This window comes from Mesobacillus foraminis (genome assembly GCF_004340465.1).
Classification (GTDB): domain Bacteria; phylum Bacillota; class Bacilli; order Bacillales; family Cytobacillaceae; genus Mesobacillus_B; species Mesobacillus_B foraminis.
On record NZ_SLVV01000004.1, the window covers coordinates 49,762 to 71,928 of the forward strand.

At 43.6% G+C, this 22,167-nt stretch carries 26 protein-coding genes; 15 read left to right on the forward strand and 11 right to left on the reverse strand.

Annotation, left to right across the window (positions count from 1 at the left end):
• Positions 1 to 61 precede the first annotated feature (61 nt).
• Positions 62 to 874 carry a YitT family protein gene (locus EV146_RS07090; RefSeq protein ID WP_132003916.1) on the forward strand — a complete coding sequence of 271 codons (813 nt, stop codon included), beginning with the start codon at positions 62 to 64 and terminating at the stop codon, positions 872 to 874.
• 53 nt (positions 875 to 927) lie between these two features.
• Here the strand turns inward: EV146_RS07090 and selD are convergent, their stop codons facing one another.
• Positions 928 to 1,980: a selenide, water dikinase SelD gene (gene selD / locus EV146_RS07095; RefSeq protein ID WP_132003919.1), complete on the reverse strand. Its 1,053-nt coding sequence runs from the start codon at positions 1,978 to 1,980 to the stop codon at positions 928 to 930.
• 163 nt (positions 1,981 to 2,143) lie between these two features.
• Here selD and EV146_RS07100 point away from each other — a divergent pair, with 163 nt between their 5' ends.
• The gene (locus EV146_RS07100; protein ID WP_158287055.1) at positions 2,144 to 2,347 is read left to right on the forward strand and encodes a SelT/SelW/SelH family protein; all 204 of its coding nucleotides are present in this window, start codon (positions 2,144 to 2,146) and stop codon (positions 2,345 to 2,347) included.
• Positions 2,348 to 2,416: 69 nt separating this feature from the next.
• Here the strand turns inward: EV146_RS07100 and EV146_RS07105 are convergent, their stop codons facing one another.
• Positions 2,417 to 2,920: a DUF3231 family protein gene (locus EV146_RS07105; protein WP_306822077.1), complete on the reverse strand. Its 504-nt coding sequence runs from the start codon at positions 2,918 to 2,920 to the stop codon at positions 2,417 to 2,419.
• Between the two features lie 144 nt (positions 2,921 to 3,064).
• On the reverse strand, positions 3,065 to 3,340 hold the full coding sequence (locus EV146_RS07110; protein WP_121612981.1) for a YqhV family protein: 276 nt from the start codon (positions 3,338 to 3,340) through the stop codon (positions 3,065 to 3,067).
• 154 nt (positions 3,341 to 3,494) lie between these two features.
• On the opposite strand from EV146_RS07110, the gene selA reads away from it, so the two are divergent.
• Positions 3,495 to 4,910: an L-seryl-tRNA(Sec) selenium transferase gene (gene selA / locus EV146_RS07115; protein WP_132003922.1), complete on the forward strand. Its 1,416-nt coding sequence runs from the start codon at positions 3,495 to 3,497 to the stop codon at positions 4,908 to 4,910.
• A gap of 59 nt (positions 4,911 to 4,969) precedes the next feature.
• Here the strand turns inward: selA and EV146_RS07120 are convergent, their stop codons facing one another.
• A complete protein-coding gene (locus EV146_RS07120; protein WP_121612980.1) occupies positions 4,970 to 5,107 on the reverse strand; it encodes a small acid-soluble spore protein P in 138 nt (45 codons plus the stop codon).
• Positions 5,108 to 5,229: 122 nt separating this feature from the next.
• Here EV146_RS07120 and EV146_RS07125 point away from each other — a divergent pair, with 122 nt between their 5' ends.
• A complete protein-coding gene (locus tag EV146_RS07125) occupies positions 5,230 to 5,487 on the forward strand; it encodes a hypothetical protein (RefSeq protein ID WP_121612979.1) in 258 nt (85 codons plus the stop codon).
• A 62-nt stretch (positions 5,488 to 5,549) separates the two neighbouring features.
• Here the strand turns inward: EV146_RS07125 and sspO are convergent, their stop codons facing one another.
• Entirely contained in the window at positions 5,550 to 5,699 is a 150-nt protein-coding gene (gene sspO / locus EV146_RS07130) for a small acid-soluble spore protein O (protein WP_090740452.1), read from the reverse strand.
• A gap of 333 nt (positions 5,700 to 6,032) precedes the next feature.
• Between sspO and acnA the strand changes: the two genes are divergently transcribed.
• Positions 6,033 to 8,753, forward strand: coding sequence for an aconitate hydratase AcnA (gene acnA / locus EV146_RS07135; RefSeq protein ID WP_132003925.1), 2,721 nt, complete (start codon positions 6,033 to 6,035; stop codon positions 8,751 to 8,753).
• Between the two features lie 154 nt (positions 8,754 to 8,907).
• On the opposite strand, the gene EV146_RS07140 is transcribed toward acnA, so the two are convergent.
• Positions 8,908 to 10,194, reverse strand: coding sequence for an NCS2 family permease (locus EV146_RS07140; RefSeq protein ID WP_132003928.1), 1,287 nt, complete (start codon positions 10,192 to 10,194; stop codon positions 8,908 to 8,910).
• A gap of 129 nt (positions 10,195 to 10,323) precedes the next feature.
• On the opposite strand from EV146_RS07140, the gene EV146_RS07145 reads away from it, so the two are divergent.
• The 9 genes from EV146_RS07145 to EV146_RS07185 all read left to right on the forward strand — a co-directional run bounded on the left by EV146_RS07145 (position 10,324) and on the right by EV146_RS07185 (position 16,245).
• Entirely contained in the window at positions 10,324 to 11,199 is an 876-nt protein-coding gene (locus EV146_RS07145; RefSeq protein WP_132003931.1) for a LysR family transcriptional regulator, read from the forward strand.
• 32 nt (positions 11,200 to 11,231) lie between these two features.
• Complete coding sequence (locus EV146_RS07150; protein ID WP_132003934.1) at positions 11,232 to 11,648, forward strand: hypothetical protein; 417 nt, start codon at positions 11,232 to 11,234, stop codon at positions 11,646 to 11,648.
• 42 nt (positions 11,649 to 11,690) lie between these two features.
• Positions 11,691 to 12,200, forward strand: a complete 510-nt coding sequence (locus EV146_RS07155; protein ID WP_132003937.1) for a redoxin domain-containing protein — start codon at positions 11,691 to 11,693, stop codon at positions 12,198 to 12,200.
• Between the two features lie 171 nt (positions 12,201 to 12,371).
• On the forward strand, positions 12,372 to 12,503 hold the full coding sequence (locus EV146_RS07160) for an FbpB family small basic protein (RefSeq protein WP_121612973.1): 132 nt from the start codon (positions 12,372 to 12,374) through the stop codon (positions 12,501 to 12,503).
• Positions 12,504 to 12,571: 68 nt separating this feature from the next.
• A complete protein-coding gene (locus EV146_RS07165) occupies positions 12,572 to 12,715 on the forward strand; it encodes an acid-soluble spore protein N (RefSeq protein ID WP_121612972.1) in 144 nt (47 codons plus the stop codon).
• Between the two features lie 141 nt (positions 12,716 to 12,856).
• Complete coding sequence (tlp, locus tag EV146_RS07170) at positions 12,857 to 13,087, forward strand: small acid-soluble spore protein Tlp (RefSeq protein ID WP_121612971.1); 231 nt, start codon at positions 12,857 to 12,859, stop codon at positions 13,085 to 13,087.
• Between the two features lie 101 nt (positions 13,088 to 13,188).
• Entirely contained in the window at positions 13,189 to 15,510 is a 2,322-nt protein-coding gene (locus EV146_RS07175; RefSeq protein WP_132003942.1) for an AAA family ATPase, read from the forward strand.
• Positions 15,510 to 15,947, forward strand: a complete 438-nt coding sequence (locus tag EV146_RS07180) for an acyl-CoA thioesterase (RefSeq protein ID WP_132003945.1) — start codon at positions 15,510 to 15,512, stop codon at positions 15,945 to 15,947. Before EV146_RS07175 ends, EV146_RS07180 begins: the two co-directional genes overlap by 1 nt.
• A gap of 7 nt (positions 15,948 to 15,954) precedes the next feature.
• Complete coding sequence (locus EV146_RS07185; protein ID WP_132003948.1) at positions 15,955 to 16,245, forward strand: hypothetical protein; 291 nt, start codon at positions 15,955 to 15,957, stop codon at positions 16,243 to 16,245.
• 61 nt (positions 16,246 to 16,306) lie between these two features.
• Here EV146_RS07185 and EV146_RS07190 read toward each other — a convergent pair whose 3' ends face one another.
• From EV146_RS07190 to plsY, 5 genes are all read right to left on the reverse strand, one after another.
• A complete protein-coding gene (locus tag EV146_RS07190) occupies positions 16,307 to 16,768 on the reverse strand; it encodes a hypothetical protein (protein WP_132003951.1) in 462 nt (153 codons plus the stop codon).
• A gap of 108 nt (positions 16,769 to 16,876) precedes the next feature.
• Entirely contained in the window at positions 16,877 to 17,167 is a 291-nt protein-coding gene (locus EV146_RS07195) for a HesB/YadR/YfhF family protein (protein WP_132003954.1), read from the reverse strand.
• A gap of 105 nt (positions 17,168 to 17,272) precedes the next feature.
• Positions 17,273 to 18,421 (reverse strand): CapA family protein, encoded by a 1,149-nt coding sequence (locus tag EV146_RS07200; RefSeq protein WP_132003957.1) that lies wholly within the window; start codon positions 18,419 to 18,421, stop codon positions 17,273 to 17,275.
• A gap of 497 nt (positions 18,422 to 18,918) precedes the next feature.
• The gene (locus EV146_RS07205) at positions 18,919 to 19,695 is read right to left on the reverse strand and encodes a two-component system sensor histidine kinase NtrB (RefSeq protein WP_158287033.1); all 777 of its coding nucleotides are present in this window, start codon (positions 19,693 to 19,695) and stop codon (positions 18,919 to 18,921) included.
• Between the two features lie 181 nt (positions 19,696 to 19,876).
• Positions 19,877 to 20,473 carry a glycerol-3-phosphate 1-O-acyltransferase PlsY gene (gene plsY, locus EV146_RS07210; RefSeq protein WP_132003963.1) on the reverse strand — a complete coding sequence of 199 codons (597 nt, stop codon included), beginning with the start codon at positions 20,471 to 20,473 and terminating at the stop codon, positions 19,877 to 19,879.
• 193 nt (positions 20,474 to 20,666) lie between these two features.
• Here plsY and EV146_RS07215 point away from each other — a divergent pair, with 193 nt between their 5' ends.
• On the forward strand, positions 20,667 to 22,100 hold the full coding sequence (locus tag EV146_RS07215; protein WP_309136122.1) for a phospholipase D family protein: 1,434 nt from the start codon (positions 20,667 to 20,669) through the stop codon (positions 22,098 to 22,100).
• Positions 22,101 to 22,167: the final 67 nt, after the last annotated feature.

A 22,167-nucleotide genomic window follows, 5' to 3' on the forward strand; every position in this document is an offset into this window, starting at 1 on the left:
GCAATGCAGTTTGTATTCTTCTAAGTAGAGAGATAGTGAGAGGAGACAGGAGGATACAAATATGCAATTCCTTGGAATCATTTTTGGATCGTTTATTGTTGCTGTCGCGTTTAATCTTTTTCTGATCCCGCATGAAACAATGAGCAGCGGCTTAAGCGGGGTTTCGATGATCATCGGGATATTGACCCCATTGAATACAGGGATTGCAAACTTTCTGCTGAATCTTCCGCTTTTAGTGATCGGATACCTAAAATTAGGACGGAGATTTATCTGTAATACCATCCTTTCTGTATTGGTTGTTTCCCTTGGCCTTTATTTTATTCCTGTTATCGAAATAGCTCATGACATCATCCTTTCTTCCATCTTCGGAGGGGCAATAACCGGTTTCGGAATCGGAGTGATTTTACGGTGCTCCGGATCTTCAGGAGGCTTCGATATCATCAGCATGCTTTTAGCCAGAAAAATGGATTTCCCGATTGGAACCATGCTTTCAGCCATGAATGCCATAGTGATTTTAATCAGCGGCTTCTTGTTTGACTGGGATTCTGCCCTGTATACGATGGTGTCAATCTTCGTGACCGGCAAAGTGGTAGATGCCATTTATACCCACCACGTAAAGCTTACTCTGATGATAATAACGGAAAAAGGGGAGGAAATGCGCCAGCATTTACTTGATAATGTTTATCGCGGGCTGACTGTTCTGGATGGTATTGGAGGCTATTCCAATCAGAAGCGCAATGTGTTAATGACGGTGATCACCAGGTACCAGCTTGGTGAAGTCAAAAACTTGATTACAGAGGTTGATCCTGCTGCCTTCGTAAATATTACAGAGACCGTTGAAGTAATAGGGTTATTTCATAAGACAACACAATGAAAAAATAAGCAGCATGCCAATGGGCATACTGCTTATTTTGTTATTCCGTCAATTTAACGGATTACCTTTATTAATTTGTCCTGCTGCACAGTAACTTTCCCAATCACAGCCGCCTGGGTAAGGCCGCGTTTTCGGCACTCATCGACATAATGGGCTGCTTCACTTTCAGGGAGGGAGACCAGCAGACCTCCTGATGTGATCGCATCACAAAGGACAAGCTGTTCTTCAGGAGAAATATCCTCATAGGATACGTCGTTTTCGAGCCACTTATGGTTGGACTTGGACCCGCCGGGAACGATGCCTTTGGCAGCAAGATTAAAGGTACCATCAAGAACAGGTACTTTGGATAGAGAGATTTCTAAGCTTACTTCGCTGCCGCGTGCCATTTCGCTGCCGTGACCTAAAAGGCCAAAACCAGTTACATCAGTGACTGCATGGGGGTGAAGCGGCATTAAAGCTTCTGCACCAGATTTATTCAGCAGGGCCATTGTTTCAGTTACGGCTTTTTCCTGCTCTGGTGTAACTGCTCCCCGTTTAATGCCCGTCGTTAAGATCCCGACCCCAATCGGTTTTGTCAGTACCAGAACATCTCTTGGTCTTGCACCGACGTTTTTCCAAATTGCATCAGGATGAGCGATTCCGGTTACAGACAGCCCGAATTTAGGCTCCTGATCGTCAACAGAATGCCCGCCAACCGTTACTGCCCCAGCTTCCTTTACTTTGTCAGCAGCCCCTCTCATAATCTCTGAAAGAATATCAGGCCCCAGCTTTTTCACTGGATAACCAACAATATTAAGGACTGTTTTGGGTTCTCCACCCATTGCATATACGTCGCTAAGTGCATTTGCAGCAGCAATCTGGCCAAACATGTATGGATCATCCACAACCGGTGTGAAATAATCAACGGTCTGAATGAGTGCGATTGAATCGGTCAGGCGGTATACGCCGGCATCGTCGGAAGTCTCGTTTCCAACCAGAAGTTCTGGCACTGGTTCTTGTTTTGGTAAAAGACGCAGGACCTGCGCCAAGTCCTCAGGACTGATCTTGCATCCTCAGCCAGCTTTCGTTGACAGGGATGTAAGACGGATTTTTTCATGTTCAGTCAAAGTAATCACCTCCAGAACTAGTATACAGGAGCTTGTTTTCAAAAGCACCTTTCGAATATCTCTATTTGAATTTATGTCCAGCTTTTATTAAAATGGCGATAAGACAACTAATGTACAGGGGGTAAGAATATTGAAAACCTTCCAGTTAACAATTGAGTTCTGCATGCAATGAAACTACGCGCCAAAAGCTGCGGGTCTCGCAGAAGAATTGTTCACCCACTTTCGAAGCAAAATTGAAAGTTTGGAGCTTATTCCAGCTTCGGGCGGAGTCTTTGAAGTGACGGTCAATGGGCAAAAAGTCTATTCAAAGAATGAAACCGGTATTTTCCCATCCGCTGGGGAAATCATTAAGAAAATGGAAGCTTAAAAACGCCAGGCAGCGCCAGGCGTTTTTATTTAGGGCTTTCCTTTATTCATGGTAACTATTTTAAACCGCTCATCGAGTGTTCAGAGGAGGCGGGACAAGCCATCCTTTATCTTTGTTCATCTTCAAGAGCTTACCGTGATATTCAGTCCTTTTAGAGTGGAACTGGTCATACATTTCTCCGATATCTTCACGGATTGCAATACTCATTACATAGCTGCAGAATAGTTTCCCTGCCATAAGCATTTGACCAACCAGGACACTGATTTCCGGATCATGGAATCGGGCGCCTGCAGGAATGTCATCGACGTTTACCATTGGACGGTCCGGGGGTGCGGGCGGAAGCCGAATGCCATTCTCTTTTAAAATGGTTTCTACCTTTTCTGCTTCTTCCTTAATGCAGCTTTCTGAGAATTGATCGAGGAACGCTTTTAAATCATGGTCCCCTGCATGGCTGTTGAGTACCTGCATGGTAACAAGCAGCCCTTTCAATTCAAATAAATGTGTCCACAAATTATACACTTCACCGGCATGAAGCGGTTCATCCTTAGGGTTGCCGCTCAAAATCCCCATCATAATCCCTCCTGAATTTAGCTCTGCTATAGTTTTTGATATAACAGACCCAATTATGATGGGAATTATGCCTAATCTCCGTATCGGGCAGGCCTTGGAAAGCTTATGTCATTAACCGGGAAAATGAGCGGATAGGACACCTATGGGTCAGCTGCTTTTCACTCCGTACAAAATACATCCGACCCCTAGCAGGACCCAAAACATCTTCATGAAGGAAATTTTATCAGCAAGGCCCAGCAGCCCAATCGTTGTCGTTAAAATGAGAATAACCGGCCCGACCAATGCAAGAGAGCTATTGACAACCAATGCTTTCCCAACATCATTGAACTTTAACATAAGTAGCGCAGCAAAAATTTCAATGCTTCCGGATAAAATTCGCAATGAGGCCATCCCAAGCACCGCTTTCTCAATTAAATTGAACATAGTTCCCTCCTGAAGACATTTATTCTTCACAGTATATGCGGAGACATGCTTAATGAGGACAAGATTCCGTATTGAAGCTCTAATTAGCCATTAAAAGCATTTAAATGACTGAGATGGTATAATGGAGGACAAAGAATTCCCGGAGGTAAGGAAAGTGAAAGACATTTTAAGGCAGATGCCCCCAGTACACGAGATTCAACGAGATGAACGTTTTGAGCAGCTTATAATGGAATACGGGGTGGACGCAGGCATCGTGACTCAAACCATTCAAAAGGTTCTCGGCGGTATTCGTCAAACGATCTTGAATGGGGAGTGGGATGGCCCTGCGCCGGGTGATTCATCATTTACCCGAAATCTGTTTAAGAAGGCATCCGAGCTACTTGAAAAACAGCAGGGCTATACACTGAAAAGAGTCATTAATGGCACCGGAACGATCTTACATACAAACCTTGGACGAGCACGCCTTAGTGATCGGGCGGTTCAGCATGTAGTTCAGACAGCCCAGCATTATTCCAACCTTGAATATAACCTTGAGCGAGGAGAACGGGGGTCAAGGCACACTCATGCAGAGGAACTTTTAAAGGAAATCACTGGGGCAGAAGCTGCCATGGTTGTTAATAATAATGCGGCAGCTGTATTTCTGATCCTAAAGGCCCTTGCTGAAAAAAAGGAAGTGATCGTGTCGCGCGGGCAGCTAGTGGAGATCGGGGGATCTTTCAGAATTTCCTCCATTATGGAGGAGAGCGGTGCTGAACTTGTGGAAGTTGGGACAACGAATAAAACCCATAAAAGTGACTATGAACAAAATATTAATGAAAATACAGCAATGATCCTAAAGGTTCACACAAGTAATTTTAAAATAATGGGCTTTACCGAAACAGTTGAAACAGAAGAGCTTGCTGAGATTGCTCAAAGGCATGAAGGTGTTGTTTTTTACGAGGACTTGGGCAGCGGAGCGCTGTATGACTTTCAAAAGCACGGAATAAGTGACGAGCCTGTTATCAGTGAAGTTCTGAAGAAGGGAGCGGACATTGTTTCTTTTAGTGGCGATAAACTCCTTGGAGGGCCGCAGGCGGGGTTAATTGCCGGAAGAAAGGATCTGATCGAGATCTTGAAGAAACATCAGCTGGCCCGCGTCCTGCGTGTAGATAAAATGACGCTGGCAGCCATTGAAGGAACATTGGCGGATTATGCCAGGGGAGAGACTGGGATTAGAAACATTCCCTCTATCCGTGATTTGCTGGCAACTCCTGAATACATCAAGCGAAGAGCTGAAAAGTTTATTGAGTATTTGGAAGGCAGCTGGAGCCCTTACAGAGTCAGAATCCTTGAAGGGACTAGCCAGGTTGGCGGAGGAACAATGCCGGATGTTGAGCTGCCGACATTTTTGATTGGCCTGTCACATCCGAAATGGAATGCATCCGCCCTTGCGCGAAAACTGAGGCTGGAAGCAAGTCCTGCTGTTATTGTTAGGATCCAGCAGGAAGAGGTTCAGATTGATCTTCGTACAGTAAAAGAAGAAGAGGAGAAATTAGTGGTTGAGGCGCTAAAAACTTTTTGCTCCCAATAACGAAAAGTCCCCGCAGCAAAATGCAGGGACTTCGTAATCGGGCAGGGAGAAAAGTCCGGTTAGATTCTCCCTGCATGATTTGCTCTTGTATGGTTGCGGTTCTTTACTTTCTTAGAACCGCTTAATGGCTCGGGCTGTCCGCCCTGATTGCCCTTTGGTGCATTTTTCCTCATATCTCTGCCATCATTCTTGTTCATTTGCATCCCTCCTCCTGATTATAGGTTGTTATCGCCTGCACAGTTTTATACCGTATAGTTTGGGCAAAAGCTGCACAGTTTAAGGCTATAACACCATGAAATACACTCAGGAGGTAAATCAAATGCCTTATCATAAAAACAAACAGCAGGCCTACCAGGCTGCCCAGCAGGGATATGAGGATGTACAGGATCTGTATAGGGAAATTATACAGGACAGTGCAAGCTATGGCCATCAGCTTAAGCATATAAAAAATGAAGTAAACGAGGCCTATCAGCAGATTGAAAATGCTCTCGAAGTCGCATCAGAAACACAGCGTCTGCAGCTTGAACGCTTTCAGCAGGACCTTAAAAGAATTGTCGAAGAAGTAAACCTCGATTAAAATATATGCGGAAGGGAAGCATCCTTCCGCTTTTTTTCGTAAAAGTGGTTATTTTAATCCGTTTACTGGTTCTTCTTCCGTTTTTTATTGTTTTGTTTTTGAAGCTCTGTCAATGGTTCATTTGATAGTTCTTCATTAAAGCCAGCCCCTTTTCCCTGAGCACTAGCGGCATTCATTCCGGGAATGACATGATTAGCTTTCCGTTTCGCCAATTTTCTCACCTCCATGGCACCTAGTTTTTCCTACATTGCCACCCTCATACAAAAGAATCTATACTTTCTTGGAATAATGATAGTCGCTTTTTAGAATATTACAGCCACTATTTTGGCTCCCGGAAAATCCATATCAATCCTGTTTTTATGCTGTTAATGAATATAACTATAAGTTTTACTTATCATTAACAATAACTTTCTTTTTATTTACTTATCTAGCAGATTATATTAAGATTAGAATTGTGAGAAAAGTTAACATACGCAATATTATTCTGACTTTTCGACATTTACATTTATATGGTTCACGTTGGTATGATTAAAGGGGGTAAACGCATGACGAAACAACTCACTAACAATGACGTATTTAAAGCCCGCAGCTCATTTGAAATCAGCGGGAAACGCTATCACTACTACCGTTTGGCTGCGCTTGAGGAAGCAGGGATTGGAAATGTATCCAAACTGCCTTATTCCATCAAGGTTTTGCTCGAATCCGTTCTTCGCCAGCTTGATGGGCGTGTGATCACAAAAGAACATGTTGAAAACCTGGCAAAATGGGGAACTGCCGGAGTGCAGGAAATCGATGTCCCATTCAAGCCTTCACGTGTTATTCTGCAGGACTTCACAGGTGTTCCTGCTGTCGTCGACCTTGCTTCTTTAAGGAAGGCAATGGCGGACCTGGGCGGAAATCCAGACAAAATCAATCCGGAAAAGCCGGTTGATCTTGTCATTGACCACTCAGTCCAAGTTGATAAATATGGCACTCCGGATGCTTTAAATGCGAATATGGAGCTTGAATTCGAGCGGAACGCAGAGCGTTATCAATTCCTGAGCTGGGCTCAAAAGGCATTTGACAACTACCGTGCTGTTCCGCCGGCAACTGGTATCGTTCACCAGGTCAACCTGGAGTTTCTTGCAAACGTTGTCCACTCTATTGAGAATGAGGACGGCGAATTTGAATCCTTCCCTGATTCTCTAGTAGGAACAGATTCCCATACAACAATGATCAATGGTATTGGCGTTCTCGGATGGGGAGTTGGCGGTATTGAAGCAGAGGCAGGCATGCTTGGCCAGCCTTCATACTTCCCGGTACCAGAAGTGGTAGGGGTAAAATTAGTCGGAGATATGCCTAACGGTTCAACAGCTACGGACCTAGCATTGAAGGTAACTCAGGTTCTCCGCAGCCATGGTGTGGTTGGGAAATTTGTCGAGTTCTTCGGCCCTGGGGTAACAAGCCTTCCGCTCGCCGACCGTGCGACCGTAGCCAACATGGCTCCTGAATATGGTGCAACTTGCGGATTCTTCCCGGTTGATGGTGAATCTCTGGATTATATGCGCCTGACTGGCCGTACAGAAGAGCAAGTTCAGCTTGTTGAGGCTTACTGCAAGGAGAATGGCTTGTTCTTCAACCCTGATCTTGAACCTGTCTACACTGATGTGATTGAAATCGATCTTTCCGGCATTGAAGCAAATCTTTCAGGACCTAAGCGTCCTCAGGATTTGATTCCTTTATCACAAATGCAAAAGAGCTTCCAGGACGCTTTAACAGCTCCAGCTGGAAACCAGGGCTTCGGTCTTGATAAGAAAGAAATTGAAAAAGAAGCGGTTGTTGAGTTCCATAACGGCGACAAGTCAACAATGAAAACGGGTGCCATTGCCATTGCCTCCATCACCAGCTGTACCAATACTTCCAACCCATATGTTCTAGTGGGTGCTGGATTAGTAGCGAAAAAAGCAGTCGAGCTTGGCATGGAAGTTCCTAAATTTGTTAAAACTTCTTTGGCTCCTGGATCCAAGGTAGTTACCGGCTATCTCCGTGATTCCGGCCTGCTTCCATATTTGGAGTCCATCGGTTTCAACCTTGTAGGCTACGGCTGTACCACATGTATCGGAAACTCTGGCCCATTGCTTCCTGAAATCGAAAAGTCCATTGCTGACAGCGACTTGCTGGTAACCTCTGTACTTTCGGGCAACCGTAACTTTGAAGGCCGTATCCATCCGCTTGTAAAAGCGAACTATCTTGCATCTCCACCGCTTGTAGTTGCTTATGCTTTGGCTGGTACTGTCAACATTGATCTGCAGAACGATCCAATTGGAAAAGATAAAGACGGGAATGACGTTTTCTTCAAAGATATCTGGCCATCCACTGCTGAAGTCAACGAGGTTGTCAACAAGGTTGTTACACCTGAATTGTTCCGCAGTGAATATGAAACTGTATTCAGCGATAATGAGCGCTGGAATGAAATCCAGACTAGCAACGATCCGCTTTATACTTGGGATGAAGATTCCACTTACATTGCAAACCCGCCATTCTTTGAGGGTCTCAGCCCGGAAGCAGGCACTGTAGAGCCATTAGCAGGCCTTCGTGTCGTTGGTAAGTTCGGCGATTCTGTTACAACAGACCACATTTCTCCTGCAGGGGCAATTGGCAAAGATACACCTGCTGGAAGATACCTTCGTGAAAAAGGCGTTGAGCCTCGCGATTTCAACTCATACGGTTCACGCCGCGGTAACCATGAGGTCATGATGCGCGGTACATTCGCAAACATCCGCATTAAGAACCAGATCGCTCCAGGAACAGAAGGCGGTTATACAACTTACTGGCCAACAGGCGAAGTTACTTCCATTTATGATGCATGCATGAAGTATAAAGAAGATGGAACTGGCCTAATGGTTATTGCCGGCAAGGATTATGGAATGGGATCTTCCCGTGACTGGGCGGCAAAAGGTACGAACCTCCTTGGCATCAAGACGGTTATTGCAGAAAGCTTCGAGCGTATCCACCGTTCAAATCTTGTACTGATGGGTGTTCTTCCTCTGCAGTTCAAGGCTGGGGAAAGCGCTGAATCCCTTGGATTAACAGGAAAAGAAACATTCGATGTCCAGGTTGATGAAACGGTCAGACCGCGTGATATCGTAACTGTTACTGCAACTGACGAAGCCGGAAACAAACTCACGTTTGAAGCTGTTGTTCGTTTTGACTCCGAAGTCGAAATTGACTATTACCGTCATGGCGGAATCCTTCAGATGGTTCTGCGTGAAAAATTGAAAGCTTAATTTTAATAGGAAAAGACTCCCGTCATTTTGATGGGAGTCTTCTTTTTAATGTCTGTGTCTTCCTTAGTATCAGATCTTAGTTATCACCTAACAGCCTTACTTGAAAAATTAATATAAAATGACCTCCAATGCCATTGCATTGGAGGTCATTTTATTAAAAGGCATATTGCAGGACAAAGTTACTAATAAATAGAAATGCAATCATGTAGAGTGCAGGATGTATTTCTTTTCCTTTCCCCATAAGCAGTTTGATCAAGGGGTAAAGAATAAAGCCTATCGCCATCCCGTCGGCAATACTGTATGTGAGCGGGATCAGGACAATGATCAGGAGGGCAGGGGCGCTCTCCGTCAAATCATCAATCGGTATGTTAACGATATTTTGAAGCATGAGGACTCCAATTAAAATTAATACTGGAGAAACAGCGCTCGCCGGCACGATTTTTATGAGCGGGATCAGCAACAATGAAGCTAAAAACAAGAAGCCTGTCACTATACTGGTTAAACCTGTCCTTCCACCCGCTGTTATACCTGCTGCGCTTTCCACAGAAGCTACAGTCGGGCTGGTTCCAAATACTCCTGAACTTAAGACAGAAACAGCTGTCGCCTGTAGTGCCGTTTTGCTGCTTTCTGGCCGATTGATCAATTTAGTATGGCCATGGATCAGGCCAATGTTTTCAAACACAAGTACCATCGCCAAAGATACGGAAGTGAGCCAGAAAACAATATTTCCAGCCTGAGCCCAGGAAAGCTGTCCAAATACACCGATGTATTCATCAAAGGATGGAGCCTTGAAAGACAAGGAAGTAAATTCGGAGCTTCCAAACAGGAAGGACAGAATAGAAGTTATCATGATGCTTAAAAGGAGATTCCCAGGCACATTTTTCATAAACAGAACAAACGTTATGACTAATCCGGCCAACGTAATGATGGCTTCTGGGCTCCCCAAATTGCCTATGGCAAGAAGAGTATGGTCTGAATTGGTAATAATTCCGCTGTTATCAAATCCTATTAATATCAACAGAATTCCAATACCGACTGTTATGGCTTCTTTTAAAGAATCAGGGATGGATGATGTAATTGTTTTTGCCAATGGGGTAAAGGCAATCAGAATGAAAAATACTCCAGCTAGGAAAACCATTGCGAGTGCCTCCTGCCAGGAAAATCCGCCAGACTGGACAATCGTGTAGGTAAACATTGCATTCAGTCCCATTCCCGGAATTAAAAGGATGGGGGTATTGCTCCAAAGTCCGGTGATCAGGCACCCGAAAAAGCTGGTCAGGATTGTAGCGATAATGCCTGCTTCCATTGGAATCCCTGCTACTGCAAGAATAGTAGCATTAACAATAATGATATACACGACCGTAATATACGAAATAAGGCCTGCAGAAACTTCTTTCCCTAATGTTGTTTCATGATGAGTAAGCTTAAAAAACCGTTCCATAATATAATCACCTTTCAATAAACTAATACGATTCAAAACGAACTTTTTCATCATAGCATGGACAGTTCTATATGAAAAATATATAATTTATATTAAAACTATATATTTTTTAAATACCAGGAGATTATTATGGATATCAAACAATTATCGTATTTCGTTGCTATAGCCGAGGAAAAAAATATCACTGCCGCTGCCAATAGGCTGCATATGTCACAGCCGCCGCTCAGTATCCAATTAAAGCAGCTGGAAGAAGAGCTCGGTGTGCGTCTTATCGAAAGGAACGGCAAAAGGTTTGACTTAACGGACAAGGGGCTGGTTCTCTATAAGCACGCTTTGACCTTAATTAATGAAATGGAAGAAATCAAAAACGAACTAAAGGAGACGGAGGAGGGAACAAAAGGAACACTCTCAGTTGGGATTAATACCCTGTCTGTCCCAGGTTTCACGGAAATCCTGGAGGCTTTTCATCAAAAATATCCAAAGGTCGCATTAAAAATTGTTCAAAATGATTCTTTTCATTTGACTGAACTGGTAAAAAACAGGGTTGTGGAGCTGGCTTTCGTTCGATTGCCTCTGGAGCATCAAGGTTTGGCCTACCACCATCTTTTCAGCGAGTCTTTTGTATTTATCAGCACAGAGCCTGTTCATAATATTTCCCTAAAGGATTTGACTAATGTCCCTCTCATTATGCCGAGTACCGAAGGCTTGGGCATCTATAACCTCATATTAGATGCTTTTTCAAAAGAACAGGTTCAGCCTACCAGGATTGGTGAATGCTCGGATATGAAGATCCTAATGGAAATGGTTACAGCAGGAATGGGGGCCACAATTGTCCCTCAGTCGGTGATGGATGTTCATGGCAATAAAAGCCTTTATTCTTGCAAAGTTTCTGAATCAACGCTTGTTTCCTCACTCGGAATGATTTGGCTGGAGCATCATTTTATTTCAGGTCCGGCGAAAAATTTCCTCAAGCTAGTAAGAGAAAAAATGAAAATAAGGCATTAGCATGGAAGTAATTTTTTGGGGGAGTTGTTTAGATGGATGCCTTGAAATTGGGCCCCCTGATCATAAAGTACAATGTACTATTTGCGTTAGGGGCCGGGATTGCTGTTTATGCTATCTTAAAAAGGGTAACCGCCAAAGATCAGGTTTTTCAAAAGCAGTTTTTTGATGTTTTAATCAATAGTGTCCTGCTTTTCATTATTTTTTATAAAGGAAGTATATTAGTATTTCACCCTGATCTGCTGCAGGTTCATCTCCTTGGAGCTCTGTCTCTGAATGGGGGTGTAAAGGAAGGGCTTGCAGGACTGGCTGCAGGGGGGATGTACTTTTTTTACCAATACAAGAAGAAGAGATGGCTGCAAAAAGATGCAGGCAGAGCCATTCTGTATGCAGCAGTCACCTACATTACTGCCTATTGGTTTCTTCAAACCTTATTTTTTCTTGTCGTTTAGGGTAAGTTATACCTAACAAAGATAACGGAGGAAGTATATAAGGTGAAAAGAGGTTTATTGCTAATCATAGTCTTTACGGCCTTAATATTTGCAGCAACACCCGGGATGACACAAAAATGGAACATGGGAGCTTTCCCAAGTGCGAAAGCTGCAGGTATCCAGGCTCCGGAATTTTCATTGAAAAATCTCCAGAATGAAACTATTCAGCTATCTCAGTATAAAGGAAAAAAAGTTCTGATTAATTTTTGGGCAACCTGGTGTCCGCCCTGCAAAGCGGAGATGCCAGTCATGCAGGATCTTTACGAACGGAACATGGACAAAATTGAATTCCTGGCCATTAACATTGATCCTGAAAATAATGTTAAGAGCTACGTGAAGAAGATGGAGCTAACATTTCCGATCCTTCTGGACAAGTCTGGCACTATCAACGAACAGTATGGAATTATTTCAATCCCCACCACATTCTTAGTGGACGAAAACGGGAATATCATTAAAAAACAAATTGGTGCCATGAATGCAGAACAAATGCAGGAATTTATTAACACACCCTAAGACAATCCATACGATTGTCTTTTTTTTACTTTTAGGTAAAGACACCTATCGAAAAGAAATAACGTACTTATAAAAAGATAAAAATGAATTAAATTTTCAAAAAGTTGTAATAATTAAAACGCATATTGGGCATAATTATTGTTAGAATAATGCTAAGGGATGGTGAACAATATGAGAAAACCAAGAAAACGTTCTTTTGAAGAACTGGTTCTAGAAAATAAATTGCAAATCTTAAATGATCGTGATGCGATGGAAAAGCTTGAAGCGAAACTTGAGCTTAAGCGGCTGGGCAAGGCTGAATAAAAAGCATTCTTTACCATTAATGAATCTTCTCTGAACAGGAAAGACTTTGAATAGAGGAGGGGATCATCATGGGAAATCCGAATCGCAAAAGTAAATACTTTGTTCCTGATCATATTGGAACGCAGCCAAGAGGATTTGGCGGCAATAATGGAAAAAAAATGCAGGACACTTCAGGTAAACATGCCCAGGTCATTCAGACTAAAGGGGAGTAAAGATACCGCCCGCCATTCAGGCGGGTTTTATTTTTTTCGGTCATTCAAAAAACTATTTCGGAATTTACACTGATTTCCTAAGATATTTTACTGACAGCAGACACAAACTAATAAACGATCATATTAAAGGGGGTAGAAGAAATGGCCTACAATAAGCCAAAACCGGATGACAGAAGCGATAATGTTGAAAAACTGCAATCCATGATCCAGAATACCATTGAGAATATGGAAGAAGCTGAAGCTACAATGGAATTCTCGACTCCAGAGGAACGCGCAAATATAGAAGCCAAAAATGAGCGCCGCCGTGAAAGCATCGAGGGATACCGCGCGGAAATCAAGGATGAAGCTGCCTTTTCACGTAAAAATCAATAAGGATTCATTGTAGACCTGCCTTATAGGCGGGTCTTTTTCCTGTTTTTAAGGAAATATGGTAAGATACGAAGGATAACTTATAAAAAAAAGAGTGATAATGAATGGAACAGCAACGAAAAATACCAAATCCACGGGAACAAATTAGAAACTGGGAGCAGGAACTGGACAACAATGGGCGCATACAGGATGAAGGGGCCCTTTTATCTTTTATAAAAACTCTGGCAGGTGAGGAATGGCAAATAAAAGCGGATTTGCTTGCTATGGCAGCCATTTCAAGGTCCCGGACAATCGGACATGATGCACTCGTCCTTAATTGGATGGAAAAATCGCTTGAATTAGATCCCCGAAACGAGAAGGCAAAACACTATTTATCCGCTCATAAATGGAAGGGAATGAGTGATCTTTTTGATGAGCTGACCTTTCCGCCCCTGCGGGAAACAGATAATCGCGCAGCAAAAAAGAACACAGCGGAACAATTCGTACTCATCTGCCGTCAATTTCTCGACCATGCAGAAGCTGGCCTTGAACAGCTTAGAACTCAATTACATAAAGAAAATGGCTTCAAAGAGCGGTATCAGTCGCTAAGTGTCATCCTTTCAGAAGCCATCGAGGAAACGTCCGCCCTGCTTAAAGCCTCGGAAGGGTATGAGCAGTCCATTATCGGCGTTTTCCATACCTCCGTGCACTATGAGGAAATGAAGGCTAAAATCAAAAAACTGGAAGAATTGAAGAAGGATTGGGAAAAACAGTTTATTGATGAAAAGTCCCGCACTTCGGAAGAAACCGATCCCCTTGAAGACTTAAAAGGAATGGTGGGACTGGAAACGGTGAAGGACCGTGTCAATGACTTTTACAGGTTCCTAAAGTATCAGAAGAAACGGAAGGAGCTTGGTTTTCAGACCAGGGATGAACTTAGCCTGAACATGATCTTAACCGGGAACCCCGGTACAGGCAAAACAACACTTGCAAGGCTTCTGGCCAAAATTTATTACCGCCTTGGCGTGCTGCCCAGGGCAGAAGTAATAGAAGCAGACCGGTCACAGCTTGTCGGTGCTTATGTAGGTCAGACGGAAGAAAATGTCCGGAAGGTTGTTGAGAAGGCGATTGGCGGAGTGCTGTTCATTGATGAAGCCTACAGTCTAAAAAGAGAGGGACAAACAGGGAATGATTATGGACAGACAGCAATCGATACATTGGTGTCCCTGATGACGGGACATGAATATGGTGATCGGTTTGCAGTAATCCTTGCAGGATATCCAGAGGAAATGAGGCAGTTCCTTGATGCGAATCCAGGCCTGCGAAGCCGTTTTCCTCAATCAAATCTCATCCAGCTTCCAGACTACTCCGATGAGGAGCTCCTGAAGATAGGGGAACAGGCTGCCAGCGATAACGATTATCTCCTTTCCAAGGACGCCAGGATGGAGCTGCTTCGCCGCATCGAACGTGAACGAGTGGACGATACGTTTGGGAATGCCCGTACCGTCCGGAATATCATCCTTGATGCTATTTTTAAAAAAGGAGCCCAAACTGGAGGAGAATCTGATATTTTCCAGTATTCGCTGCTGGACAAAGAGGATTTTGAGCTCGACGAGGAGCGGAAGGAAAAGAATGCGAAGGATAAACTGGAACAGCTAATCGGATTGGAGAATGTAAAAAATGAAGTGAAGTCACTCATTTCATTCGTCCAGATGCAGCAGTTCAGAGTGCATAAAGGGCTGCCTGCTGTGCCAATCCAGCTTCATTCCGTATTCACAGGGAACCCTGGAACCGGGAAAACAACTGTCGCTCAAATCTATGCTGAGCTCCTTAAGGAATGCGGGATCCTAAAACGAGGGCATTTAATCATCGGAAGCCGTGCGGACTTTGTTGCAGGGTATGTTGGCCAGACTGCCATTAAAACTAAAAAGAAGATAAGGGAAGCTCTCGGCGGCGTCCTGTTTATTGATGAAGCCTACTCTCTGTTGAGCCAGGGAAATGGAGACTTTGGCAAAGAAGTAATTGATACACTTGTGGATGAAATGACCCGGCACAATGAGAATCTGGTGGTCATTCTGGCAGGTTACCCCCAGGAAATGAATGAGCTTCTTGAAAGTAATCCCGGCCTGCGCTCTAGATTTAAAAAGTTCTTTCACTTCCCTGACTACACTGTGGAAGAATTGCTGGAAATTATGGAAGGCTACGCTTCTAAATATGAGTATAGGCTTACGGATGCCGGAAAGTCGTTTATCCACAAGGCTTTAAAAGTTGATGTAATCGGCGGGAACGGCAGGCTTGCCGCAAATCTGATTGATGAAGCCATTCAGGCTCAAGCATTCAGGCTGATGGATGAAGCTCCTCTTACTGATTTTACTGATGAAGCTGTAAGCCTGGAGGATTCAGATTTTGAAAGAGCACTGGAGAAAATAAAAAAAGGGGAATCATAATGCATATATCCATCAAAGAGATTGAAGTTCGATACGCAGAAACGGACCAGATGGGAGTCGTCTATCATTCCAACTATCTTGTTTGGATGGAGCTTGGGCGCACACAGTTAATCGAGGATCTAGGATTTAATTATGCATCGATGGAAAAGGAGGGAGTGATATCTCCGGTAATTGATATCCAGGCCTCCTATAAACATCCTGTCCGTTACGGGGAAAAAGCGGTAGTTAAAACCTGGATAGACGAATATGACGGCTTGCGGGTTGTCTATGGATATGAAATATTCAATGGTTCAGGAGAGCTTGCCCTCACAGGGAGCTCCCGCCATGTTTGTGTTAAAAAAGACTCTTTCCGGCCGATATCCATTAAAAGGTCTTATCCGGATTGGCATGCTGCCTACATGAGCGCCAAAGCACAGCCACAAAGCGCAAAGGGTTGATGTTACAGTGGCATTCGGGATAAACAGGCGAGAGCTGGTCAGCTGGAAGGAGGCTGTGGCCCGTGGGGAAATCGCCTTTATTACGCATTATTGGCTTGATGACCGTTTCCCGGGCTGCAAGACTGTTACAAAGGTAGGCTGCAGTGACCTCCCTAAACTGATTGAGTGGGGAGGAAAATATGGACTGCAGCCGGAATGGATAGACAGACGAAAGAAGGCGCTGCCGCATTTCGACCTGTTTGGTGAAAGACGGGATAAAATTTTAAAAGAAGAAGGAATGGACCATTTAATCTGGTGACCTATCTACGATAAAGATAAGAAAGCAGACCGTTGTTGTCTGCTTTTTTGTTATCATTTTTTTAAATCCTTTCTTCAAGGGAGCGAATCCAACGGTAAAACTTGATCAGAATGTAGAATAGAAAAGGGTCCAGGATGGCAGCGTACCATAGATTCCACCAGCCATAATGGAAGTATCCCCATGGCTCAGGGAGCAGGGTCAATAATTCATAGCCCATGATGGCGGCCACCCAAATTAGTGTATAGAGGATTCGGCTTCTCAGTCTGCCCTGGAGTGGATACCAGTTTAAAAATATCATATTGACGGGCGGTATCAGAAGGGTGTGGGCGAGAAGGCCGAGCCAGTCTACCTCTTTGTCAAAATACCAGTAACCATGATATTTAAATTCAATCATGGTATCGAAAATCAGCTGGAAGGCAATGGTGAACAGCCATATGTGGAGTATGGAGTTTTGCGTATGCCGCCTATTTGTTTTAAAAGCAATAAAATTAAACAGGATTATGGCCAGGATAAGTCCAATCATAAAATTCCCTTTTTATTTTACTATTCCATATAATCGGGGGGAAAATACCATAAAAAAAAAGAGTTGCCAAAAAGGCGGGCGCCTATTACTTGGCGCCTGCCTTTTTAATCAGTTATAGCTGAATTCAGGTTCTCCAAAGGTGTCATTGTATTCAACTACCAAATCATGGCCATCAAAATACCAAAGATCTTTTTCGAGGATGTAGAAAGTAATTCCTTTTTTATTGGTCTGTACGCCAATTTCGGCTTCGGCTTCTTCTCTTGAAACCCCTAACGAAAAGCCTTTTTGTACTGTACTGCAGCCACCGTATCGGACAAAAAATCGGATGGAACTTCCCTCAGTGAGCTCCATTTCTGATTGATACCATGCTGCAGCCTCGTCGCTAATTTTTAATTGCATAGCCGAACTCCCTTCATGTTGCATTACCACTTTATTATAAGATTGATTTAAAGGACTGTCGAATATTCTGCTGGAGGTGAATTTGTTTGTACCATTTATCGTTTCCTAGTTTAGGTTGCCAGTCATATGCGACATGATTTCCTGATATTTTTTCTCAGCATTATCAAGTCCGTGGCTTCCTGCTTCCTCAAGGGGAACGACCCGGTAATTTCGCTCCTTGCTGCTTGAGACATAGGTAGGGAAAAATTGAGGGTCTTCCAGCTGCACAGTGGTCCCAGCCGGCCCAACCTTCTTGATTACATCCACTGATACCATGCCGCCAATATCCTTGTAATCCCATATCTGGCCAGACAGAAAGTTCCCTAATGAATAGACGACCAACCCTTGACGGCCGTCCCCGGCGGTTATCCATTCCATTGGCTGGAGGACATGGGGGTGGTGGCCGAAAACGACGTCTACCCCTTCATTTACGAGGAAGCGGGCGAGCTCTTTCTGGATATCATCAGGAAAACGCTGATATTCATTTCCCCAATGGATGCTCATCACTACGACATCTGCCTGTTTATTGGCACGGTGAATTTCCTCTTTCATCGCTTCTTTGTCAATTAAGTTTACCAGGTAATCCTTCCCTTCAGGAACCGGGATTCCATTCGTTCCGTAGGTATAAGATAAATAGGCAATATCTACACCGTTTTTATTTAAAATCCGAAGCCTGTCCTTGTCATCGGGGTTCTTAAAAGAGCCTACATAGGGAAGGCCGGCTTTCGTCATATAGCCTATAGCACTCTGGATGGCTTTTTCGCCGCGGTCCAGTGTATGATTATTTGCAGTGGAAACAATGTCGACACCGGCATCAATAATAGCATCTCCCACTTCAATGGGGCTGTTGAACGACGGGTAGCTTGAAAGACCAATTTCTGTGCCGCCCAGCACCGTTTCCTGGTTCGCCAGCAGGAGGTCGGGCTCCACAAGCTTGTCTTTGACGGAAGCAAGCATTGGCTTGAAATCATAGCCTGTTTTTGTTTTTGCATCTTCGTACACTCGGTCATGGATTAAAATATCGCCGATTGCTGCGATTGTCACTTTTTCTTTAATGATTTTTCCTTCAACAGAAATATTTCGCTGGGTGTGGGCAGCCTCTACAGTATAGGGCTGTGCCTTTTTGTCTTCCTGGTGCGGAAAGCCCCAGAAGGTTGTCGCAGATACGAATACAGCTGCCCCAAAAGCGGCCAGCATACCATGTTTTTTATTCATTATGATCTCCCTTAGCTAAAACTTGAGCATATTTATTTTGCCTGTTATAAGGATAATATAATATGGATGATGAGTTGTGTGATATTTTAGCGAAAAAGTTCCGTTATTTGTCATATTTTCACCAAAAAAGGTGTATTTGTGGCAGGAGAGGGGAATAAAACGCGGAGGTGATTCACATGTTCAATATTACTGGGAGTGCTTATCAAAAATTAAAAGAGGCAGTAGACCGGGAGCAGGGAGACAAGGAAAAGCTGTTGGTCCGTCTTTCTATGGGAATTGGCTGAGGGGGTCCAAAGCTTCAGCTGTCTCTGGAAGAGCAGCCAATAACAGATGACCGTCAATTTGAGTTTGATGAAATCTCCATCTTGATCCATGAACAGGATTTTGTTTATTTTGACCGGACAAAACTGGATTATGTACAGGATGTCCTCGGCTCGGGAAGATTCCAATTGCTGAGGGTATGAAGAAGAAGAGGACCTAATGCCTCTTCTTTTTTGTTAACTTTCTTTTGTGTGTAATGGCAGGGACAAAGTGAATGTTGTCCCTTTGCCGGGAGTGCTTTCCACTCCAATCCTTCCGCCATGATCCTCAATAATGTTTTTGCAGATTGTGAGCCCTATACCCGTTCCAGACTGTTTCGTTGTATAAAAGGGGAGGAATAATGCATTGAGTTGTTGCACGTGGATCCCGGGACCATTGTCCTCAACGGAAATGAACGCTTCTGCCTGATTTCGATACATCCTCAAGTGTACAAGTCCGTTATTCCGTGGGCCGGAAGCTTCAATGGCATCCAGTGCGTTTTTTATCAAGTTGATCAGTACCTGTTTGATCTGATCTGAATGCCCTGCAACCATAATGTCTTCCTGTTCACAAGTTTCGGTCAGGGCAATGCCCCGGATCTTTGCCTCCCCCTCAAAAATCGCAGGGATGTTTTTTACGATTTTGTGAAGCGGGAAAGGTTTCTTGGAGGCATTGGGCTTATGAACATCTAAAAATGTATTGATTAGCTGGGTGGCACGGTCGATCTCTTCAATCAATATTTCTGCCTGCTGCTGTTTTCCCATTTTGATCAGTTCAGGTTCTAACAACTGGATGAAGCCCTTTACAGTTGTAAGCGGATTTTTCAATTCATGCGCTAGCCCCGCTGCTTTTACATAGCTGGTATTATCACGGTACTTTCCGCAAACAGCCTCGAAAGTATAATGCGTTATTGCAGAGGGGTTGTCATAGCAGGGAGTAAGGGAGCAGCCAGATGATGAAAATCGGTTTATCATAGTAGTCATCCTTCTTTTTTGGATATGTTATTTCTGTCAGTCCATGCTGATACTTGTAAATAAATATGCAAACTTAAAGGAAATATGACTTTTGTCGAATGAAGAGGGGTGGTTTTGATAATATTCCCGAGATTTAAACTGGAAAAACCCACCGGATCGCTAATCCGATGGGAATTTGAAGTTATTTTTTCTTATCGAACCATTTTACTTTTGGCTCTGTTTTATTACGTATTCTCCGGATATTGGCCCGGTGACGATATATGACAAAAGCGGCCAGCAAGGTAACAACAATAATCAGTGGTACATCTCTGGTGAAGAGAGACAAGATAAAAGTTGCTGCCGATGTGAGCATGGAAGACAAAGATACCATCTTTGTTATGTAGAGGCTCACTAAAAAGAAAACAAGGATGAATAAGAACAATAAAGGCGCATAGGCGAGCAGGATACCTCCCGAAGTTGCCACCGCCTTGCCGCCCCTGAACCCGGCAAATACAGGATACATATGTCCAATTACCGCGAAGATGCCTGCCAGCAGCATATGCAATTCAGAACCCAGAAGCAATGGAAGGCTTGCGGCCAGCGTTCCTTTTAAAATGTCCGCGAGTGTCACAGCCACACCTGCCTTAACTCCAAGAGTCCGGAAGGTGTTCGTCCCGCCAAGGTTGCCGCTCCCATGTTCCCGGATGTCGGTCTTGTAAAATAGCTTGCCCACAATCAGGCCGGAGGGAATGGAACCCAGTAAATAAGCTAATAAAAGTATAAGAACGTTTACTGCCATCAAAATTCTCCTTTATATAAATTACCGTAACGATATTGTACCACGTTATCAACAAAACTCCATGTTGAAATTCGTGAATAGATGAAATCCTAATAGTTCAAAACAGGGCATATTCCTGATTTATTATATCCGATATGTTTAGGTAAACTGCTCAGTGTCTAAAGAGTAAGAAACAGATAGAGAGGTCATGGACTTGAAACTGAGGAGACTACAATTAAAGAGAAAGAGATTCTGGCTCCCGCTGCTGCTTGTTTTTATCATTGGAAGTATAATTGCCTATCACTCGTTTAAACCCCTTCCTGCGGGACTTTCATACGAGGGTGAGATCCATCAGCTGGGTAATATATCTTTTCTATATGATTTAACTTACAAAGATCTGGAAGGCAAGAAAAAAACAGAACAGCAAATATTTAAAAGAATGCTGGAAGCAGCTGGAGAAGCAGAAGAATTTATTGTGCTGGATATGTTCTTGTTTAATGGGTATGACATGGGGAAAGGGAATTTGCCAAATATCAGTGAAAAGCTGACAAACAAATTGCTGGAATTAAAACAAGAGAAGAATCTTGATATTTACCTTATAACAGACGAAATCAACCTGACGTATGGAGCCCATCCGTCTCACCATATGCAAAAATTAAGAGATCATGGAGTTAAAGTAATCTTTACAGATCTAAAGCCGCTTCGGGATTCTAATCCGCTGTATTCAGGAATATGGCGCACGTTTTTTCAGTGGTTCGGTGAAACGGGGAATGGATGGCTGCCAAATCCCATGGCAAAGAAGGCACCGGACGTTACCCTCCGTTCCTATTTGGAGTTATTGAATTTAAAGGCCAACCACCGGAAAGTGTTTATAACAGATAAAACTGCGATTGTGGCATCTGCAAATCCACATGATGCGAGCGGACTCAATTCGAACATTGCTATTGAAGCAGGAGGCAATGTGATTGGAGACCTCCTAAAGACAGAACAGGCAGTAGCTGATTTTTCAGGCGGCGTCAAGCTTCCCGAAATATCAGAGCGGAAGGAAAGGGGTGCCATGAAAGCCCAGGTCCTGACAGAGGGTAAAATCCGCAAACATATTGCGATGGAGCTGGACTCATCAAAAAAAGGAGATACCGTCTGGATTGGAATGTTTTATCTGGCAGACCGGAAAATCATTGATCATATTGATTCTGCAGCAGACCGAGGCGTAAAAGTCCGTATCATTCTCGATCCCAACAAGAATGCGTTTGGCAATCAAAAGGCAGGTCTTCCCAATGTCCCGGTGGCAGCTGAACTTCAAAGGCTGGGGAACAAGAATATCGAGATCAAATGGTATAATGTTAGCGAGGAGCAATATCATCCCAAAATGATTTACTTTGACAGAAAACAGGAAGGATTGGTTATTGGTGGCTCTGCAAACTATACCAGGAGGAATCTCGATGACTACAATCCGGAAACAGACCTGAAGTATTGGGGGCCTTCTGACACAAAAGGCATCCAGGAGGTCAATTCCTATTTTAAGCGAATCTGGGAAAACCAAGGCGGAAATTATACACTTGAGTATGAAGAAAATGAAGATGCCTTGACACCTGCAAAATATATCATTTACTGGCTGCAAAAAATGCTTCGGTTTACTACCTACTAGAGTAACTCCTTAATAAAGTAAATGGCGTAAAGCTCTTCAGTACATTTCTCGCGTCTTGTACGTTAAT